Origin of the sequence: Methylophaga sp. UBA4204 (assembly GCF_002379485.1) — a bacterium.
Taxonomy (GTDB): Bacteria; Pseudomonadota; Gammaproteobacteria; order Nitrosococcales; family Methylophagaceae; genus Methylophaga.
Genome location: NZ_DFTU01000018.1, coordinates 1093 through 7559, shown reverse-complemented (window position 1 = coordinate 7559; position 6467 = coordinate 1093). Strand labels below are relative to the sequence as shown.

Annotated in this window: 4 protein-coding genes; all 4 read left to right on the top strand. The window is 39.2% G+C overall.

The window, feature by feature from the left end; translation table 11 throughout:
* Positions 1-271 precede the first annotated feature (271 nt).
* The 4 genes from B3182_RS02335 (at position 272) to B3182_RS02320 (ending at position 6147) form a co-directional block, all read left to right on the top strand.
* A complete protein-coding gene (locus B3182_RS02335) occupies positions 272-1567 on the top strand; it encodes a methyl-accepting chemotaxis protein (protein ID WP_292357037.1) in 1296 nt (431 codons plus the stop codon).
* A 142-nt stretch (positions 1568-1709) separates the two neighbouring features.
* Complete coding sequence (locus B3182_RS02330; protein ID WP_292357036.1) at positions 1710-2726, top strand: ABC transporter substrate-binding protein; 1017 nt, start codon at positions 1710-1712, stop codon at positions 2724-2726.
* Complete coding sequence (locus B3182_RS02325) at positions 2726-5032, top strand: ATP-binding protein (RefSeq protein ID WP_292357034.1); 2307 nt, start codon at positions 2726-2728, stop codon at positions 5030-5032. Before B3182_RS02330 ends, B3182_RS02325 begins: the two co-directional genes overlap by 1 nt.
* Positions 5033-5517: 485 nt before the next feature.
* Complete coding sequence (locus B3182_RS02320; protein ID WP_292357032.1) at positions 5518-6147, top strand: DUF5666 domain-containing protein; 630 nt, start codon at positions 5518-5520, stop codon at positions 6145-6147.
* Positions 6148-6467 lie beyond the last annotated feature (320 nt).

The window sequence follows — 6467 nt, the reverse complement described above, 5'->3', positions numbered from 1 at the left end:
TTGTCAATCACTTATGTAGGAAGGCTACACCGCGTGCTTTCCGCCTTGTCGGACACAAAAATAGCCGCCAGCAGTGGAGGATATGAAAGATAAACAAGCCCTAGCATCATTGATTTTTTTGTGTGCTTGCCCATTAAAAAATTCACAAGATCCAGTCGATTGTTGACATAAAATTCACAATCTATCCGCTTTAATTCCACATAAAAAATAATGATTATCTCGTGTTGATAATCATAATAAAAATTATTCGGCAGCAGTGGGCAATATTAAGATGTTTAATAAAAAACTTAAAAGTGATTTAGCTGAGGTAACTACTAAATATAATGAAATTTACAGCCTTATCAATTCAATACAGGAATCTGTAGCGACTATTCAATTTAATAGTAAAGGTATTATCGAGGATGTAAATGACAACTTTTTATCCGTTGTGGGTTATGAAAAGTCAGAACTGGTCGGCAAACACCATAAGGTTTTATGCCATGACGATTATATTCGTTCTGCGGAGTATAAAATATTCTGGGATGAACTCTCACGGGGCAAACAACAATCCGGCAGGTTTAAAAGACTTACCAAGCCAGACCAAACAATATGGTTAGAAGCATCATATTTTCCAATAACTGACAAGGACAATAACGTTACCGCTATCTTTAAAATTGCTTCAGATGTGACGCGTTCACATAACAAAATGCGTGATCTTGAAGCGGCCTCCAATGCATTAAACCGTTCAATGGCGATTATTGAGTTTTCTCCAGATGGCCAAATTTTAACGGCTAATGATAATTTCCTTTCGGTAGTTGGTTATTCTTTAAATGATGTGGTTGGTAAGCATCATCGCATGTTCTGTTTCGATCAATTCTACGAAGAAAACCCCAATTTCTGGTCAGAAATCAGTTCGGGAAAATTTTTCTCTGATCAATACCAAAGGAAAACATCTTCTGGTCAAGCCGTCTGGTTAGAAGCTTCTTATAATCCAGTGTTTGATGATGAAGGCAAGGTGGTTAAGGTCATTAAGTTTGCCAGTGATATTACCCAGAGAATCGAGCATAACGACCGAGTAATGCGTGCTGCGGAGATGTCATTTTCAACAGCAGAGGAAACCTCGCAAATAGCTAAAAATGGTGTTGAATTACTCAATACCTCGGTACAAATGTCCAACACAATTCTGCAGGATGTATCGGATACGTCAGCCAATATCGAACAGTTGAATAATGAATCTAAAAATATTGAAAATATCGTTTCAACGATTAATGACATTGCAGAACAGACAAATCTGTTGGCATTAAACGCAGCCATCGAAGCCGCACGTGCCGGCGATCAGGGGCGTGGGTTTGCCGTGGTGGCTGATGAGGTCAGAAAGCTGGCGTCGAGAACAAGCGAGTCCACGGAGGAAATAAAAGAAGTTGTTAAGCAAAACCGTAAGCTTACACATGATGTCACGCAAAAGATGGATAGCGTGAAACAACGGGCCCTCGACAGTAATGAACAACTTTCTGCTGTTTCATCAGTGATGACAGAAATATTGCATGGTGCTGAGGATGTTTCACGAACGGTTTCTTCGCTTTTATAGGCAAGGGATTTCAAGATCTTGATTGTTAGGGTATAACAAATTATCAGGACTACTTTAATTTTGATGCATAAATAAATTAAAGCTCTGGGCGTTGTGTACGCAATAATAACTATAAGCATATGAACTCATTACGGAAAATAAGATGGGCCTGAAAAGAGTTTTAATATTATTCGTCTTGTTTTCAGTCGCTTGTAGTTCTGAGAATACAGACATCCCATCATTGAAATTGGCTGGTGTGAATTATTTGGGGGATCTCCCCACTCTTGTCGCCAGTAAAAATGAGTTATTCAAAAAATATCAGCTTGATGTTGATGTGAGTTTTAATAATTCGGGTAGGCAAAGTCTTGACGATTTGCGTGCCGGAAAAGTTGATTTTGCCTTGGTCTCACCAACAGCGTTTACGCTGGATAAACTAGCTAATGCAAATAATGAACTTCAGAATGATGAGCCCGTTATTCTGGGGAATCTTCTGCATTCCACCTTAATGAATCAAATCCTGACAACCACTAATGGTAAGCAAATTCAGACAGTTACTGATTTGTCAGGAGGACGTATTGGTTTGCCTAAAGGAACCAATTCAGAATATATCTGGTGGGTTTATTCGGTTTTTTATCAGGTAAATACAGATCAGGTAGATATTATCGATTTACCCATTTCAGAATTGGGTAAGGCATTAATTGATGACAAGGTCGATGCAATTGTTACCTGGCAGCCATGGACCAATCATTTTATTGCGGAATATGGTGACCAGCTCAAACAGGTGGAGGGTAGTCATGTGTATAGCGCAAAATGGCTACTGGTAACAACTCGCAAAATAACGGAGCAGAACCCACAAAACTGTCAGCAATTGCTAATGGCTTACGCCGATGCCATCAGTCTTATACACTCAGACACGGATAACGTGATGCAGATGTATAGCCAGGAAATGAGTGAAAACGCAATTTTGGGTCAAAATTATCAGCCAGGATTACATCAGTTAAATTTAAACTGGTCTTTAATTTCAGAATTACATCAGAATATTCAATGGGCTAAGCTCAATAATTTTCCCGGATCCGAAAAACCAACCAATGTGACCTCCTGGTTTGCTCCCGAACCCTTAAAAGCAATACAGCCTTTTTTAGTTAAGATTCCAACGATGCAAACTGAGGAGAACCAGTGATGAAACTGGTTCAAACGTCTATTTTCTTTATCAGTTCATGTCTGCTTGGACTACTATTTTTAATTGTGTTAGGTGCCTGGAGTTACCACCAGGTTGAATTAAAACGCATTGAACTTAATTCGTTTGCAACGTTAAATAACAAAATTGATGCATTATCTGTCGGCAGTGATAATTTATTGATATTTCGGCCTGACGAACGTCTGTGGCAGGTTTTTTTGAGTGATGCGCGACAAATCCAGCAAGATCTTTCAAAACTGGAGCGAGGCAAGTTTAATGCCCAACGGGCAATACGGCATATCGATCAGTTGATTAAATCAGTAGAAGATGCTTATCAAAGTCTTCCGGAAAATACTGACCCCATCATCAATGACTATCAAATGAATCCTCTGTCATTGCCGTTGAGATCAAGATTGCTTATCAACCAGGTTGCTGATCATGGTATTGCAATTGAAAGCTCTATTGATCAATTGATGCAGGAAAATCAGCAAGTTATTGAAAGTCATATAAACCGTATTTTGTTTGTTTTCATGTTATCTACGCTGATCTTTGGTGTGTTATGTGTATTGGCATTCAATATGATTTATCAGCGTATCGCTCTGCCTACCCGAAATCTTATCGATACAATCAAAAAAATATCGCTTAATGACAACACAGCTCGGGCTGAGGTGTTTGGCAAAGATGAAATGGCAGAGTTATCGATGGCTTTTAATGCGCTGCTGGATCAAAAAGATCGCTCAAACCAGCAGATCATCCTGCAGCAGAGTGAATTAAAAAAACAAGCTGAATTACTGGAAATTGCTGGCAGAATCACCCGGTTTGGTGGGTGGTCGGTGGATATGAGAACCAAACAGGTTATTTGGTCTGAGATGGTGGCCAAAATCCATGGCAAACCAAAAGGCTATAGTCCAACCATTGAAGAAGGTCTTTCTTTTTATATTGCTGAGCATCAGCCACGTATGCAGGAATTATTTACTGCCTGCTATCAGCAGGGAATTCCCTATGATGCAGAGTTACAAATCATTAATTCTGCTGGAACACCGATCTGGGTGCGGACATCTGGTGAAGCTGTTCGTGACCATGAAGGAAACATAATCGGCGTTCATGGTGCCTTTCAGGATATCTCCGAACGTATGGAGCTTGAAAACCGACTGCGCCAATCTCAACGGCTGGAAGCGGTAGGTCAATTAACGGGTGGTGTGGCACATGATTTTAATAATCTGCTCACGGTGGTAATTGGCAACTCGCAAATCCTTACAGAATCATTTGAGGATTCCAATAGACTCAAACCGTTAGCGGATATGATTTTACAAGCCGGTTACCGAGGCGCGGAGTTAACCCGCAGTCTATTAGCCTTCGCCCGTAAACAGCCGCTTGATCCCAAGCCAGAGAGTATCAAACAACTTATCGATCAGCTTTGGCCGTTATTGGAACGTGCTGTTGGCGAAGGGATTGTCATCAAGTTTATTGCTGAAGGTCCATTAAAGCACGTCCTTGTCGATGCTGGACAGTTTGAAAATGCGCTGCTTAATTTGTCATTAAATGCAAAAGATGCCATGCCAAAAGGCGGTCAATTAGTTATTGAAGCCAAAAATACCCATTTACCGGAAGAATATGCTCAAAATCATGACATCACTTCAGGTGATTACGTTGTGCTAGCCGTTTCGGATTCTGGCTGCGGTATTGATGCAGACAAACTTGATAAAGTATTTGAGCCTTTTTACACCACCAAATCGAAAGACAAAGGGACAGGCTTAGGGTTGGCAATGGTTTATGGCTTTATTAAACAAAGTAACGGTCACGTTAATATCTATTCTGAGCCTGGACAGGGAACAACAGTAAGACTTTACCTACCAGTTGCAATGGATAATACACCCCAGCTAAAAGCTAATACTCAAGAGTCCATCAACTTACAGATTGGTCATGAAACTATTTTAGTGGTTGAAGATGATCCTATGGTAAGGGAATATGTATTAACTCAATTGACAGCTTTAGGTTATGAGGTACTGTCAGCCGCCGATGGCAAACAGGCAATGGATATTCTGCAATCTGAACAGACGATTGATTTGCTATTAACCGATGTCGTGTTACCGGAAGGATTAAATGGCCGAAAAATAGCTGAGCATGCCCTGAGGCTAAGACCATCATTGCGCATTTTATATACATCAGGTTATACCGAAAACTCTATTGTTCACCATGGTCGACTGGATAAAGGGGTATTACTCCTGTCTAAACCCTATAAGCGTGAAGAGCTGGCCAGCAAGGTCAGAATGGCCCTTGATGGCGAAGGACAAGTCTCACCGGATTAAACTAAATCAAGTTGATCTCTGATAATACAATCCTGACAGAATCTTCAGCCTAGTTGTTGTTTGTATTACAAATATCTATTTTATATTACTCGTCCGTGTTTAAATTTTTTACAGGTATCTGAAAAAATTTCATGACTCTCTCGAAATATTTTTAATTAACAATTATCTAAATTAACCTTGCCAGTTACATATTTAAATCTATAAAACCCTCTAGATAAAATTAATGCCAAGTCTGACGGTTTTCAGTTAATTTTTTTATTTGGACTGGTATAACGGTTGCATAATTTTTTGAGCAGGGAATAACGAGATATTAATGCAATAAATCTAAAGTGTTTTAATTATCCAAATAATTTCAAATTCAGCTTTAGAGTTGATAATGATGACCAAGTTAAGCATTGCTGATTTAGAGTCATCAAAAGTATTCCTTGTAAATAATATGACTGATTTTTACTCAGACTATAGAAGACGTTTATTAGGAGGAAGATATGAATAACGCGAGAATCCTGACATTTGCTTCTTTGACTTTATTTGCATTGCCAGCAGTCGCTATAAATCCTTACGCGTTAGAAGATGATAGCTGGATCAGTATTAATGGTGAAGTTACCTCTGTCACCGCTGATGCGTTTGAACTGGATTATGGTGATGGGCAGATCACTGTAGAAATGGACGATGGCGACCGTGATGCTGATGGTTACAAGTTAATCCAGGGGGATGAAGTGAGAGTCTCAGGCATGATCGATGATGATTTTTACGATCTAACTACTATAGAAGCCAGCAGTGTTTATGTAAAAAATATTGATACCTATTTTTATGCGAGTGCAATGGATGAGGAGGATATAGGTTATTCAATAATCTCACCCAGTGTAACGGATACAGTAGTGCAGGGGACGATTACCAGCGTAGATGCGAATGGAGAGCAATTTACGCTTGATTCCGGACTTCAGGAGCTGACTGTCGAAGTGGATGAATTGACATACAATCCGCTCGATAATGAGGGATTTCAACAGCTTGATGTAGGGGACAGAGTAAGCGTGCAAGGAAGCATTGATCACGACTTTTTTGAAGGTCGAGTTTTTGAAGCAAACTATGTAACAACCCTTTATAGCGCTTCATAATCGTTTTAAATACACAGGCTATGCTGGCTCAGTCGGCATAGCCTTATTTCAAATGTAATGTCTGATGCTAGTCCGCTATTGATTTATTACTTAGAAATTTTTATGGCAATGCTGAACAAACACCTAAAAAAATTTAGATGTGATTGTAAAAATTACATGACTTTGTCATTAGTTGTACATGAAAAATTCATAACAGATCTTGAGCATAAGTTTAATGTATTTTGCATTAAAGTCTTGCCAAGCTGCTGATTTTAAATAATAATTTTTTTGAATTTTCCGTGTATTTTATAGTGATAATTATTTTGGCATGAGGCTTGCGA

Coding starts and splice junctions, on each gene's coding strand:
- B3182_RS02325 (WP_292357034.1), top strand. CDS start 2,726: ATGAAACTGGTTCAAACGTCTATTTTCTTTATCAGTTCATGTCTGCTT.
- B3182_RS02335 (WP_292357037.1), top strand. CDS start 272: ATGTTTAATAAAAAACTTAAAAGTGATTTAGCTGAGGTAACTACTAAA.
- B3182_RS02330 (WP_292357036.1), top strand. CDS start 1,710: ATGGGCCTGAAAAGAGTTTTAATATTATTCGTCTTGTTTTCAGTCGCT.
- B3182_RS02320 (WP_292357032.1), top strand. CDS start 5,518: ATGAATAACGCGAGAATCCTGACATTTGCTTCTTTGACTTTATTTGCA.